Genomic DNA, 418 nt, shown 5'->3' with positions numbered 1-418 from the left:
GGCACGCAGACGCTGAACGGCGCGAGCACCTATACGGGCGGCACGAACCTGAACAGCGGCAGCCTCGTGATCGGCAACAGCGGGGCGCTCGGCACGGGCACGTTGACGGTCGGCGGTGCGGCGACGCTCGATACGAACGCGAACCTGTCGGTCGGCAACGCGATCGATCTCGGCACGGGCGCGACGCTGTCGCTCGGCGGCAGCAACGCGCTCGGGCTGGGCGGCGCGATCTCCGGCGCGGGCGCGCTCGTGAAGGACGGCGCGGCGACCACGACGCTGACGGGCGTGAACACGTACACCGGCGGCACGACGATCAACGCCGGCACACTGGCGCTCGGCGCGGGCGGCAGCCTCGTATCGACCGGCGCGATGAATCTCGCGGGCGCAGGCGCGACGCTCGACCTGAGTGCTGCGTCGG

The 418-nt window shown here is 72.5% G+C and carries 1 protein-coding gene; it reads left to right on the top strand.

Features of this window, described 5'->3' with window-relative positions; genetic code table 11:
- On the top strand, positions 1 to 418 hold a 418-nt coding region (locus ACTJKF_RS31445), incomplete at both ends, for an autotransporter-associated beta strand repeat-containing protein (protein WP_440629023.1).

It is taken from the genome of Burkholderia sp. 22313, from assembly GCF_052045245.1.
Taxonomy (GTDB): Bacteria; Pseudomonadota; Gammaproteobacteria; order Burkholderiales; family Burkholderiaceae; genus Burkholderia.
This window is presented reverse-complemented; position numbering and strand designations above follow the sequence as displayed.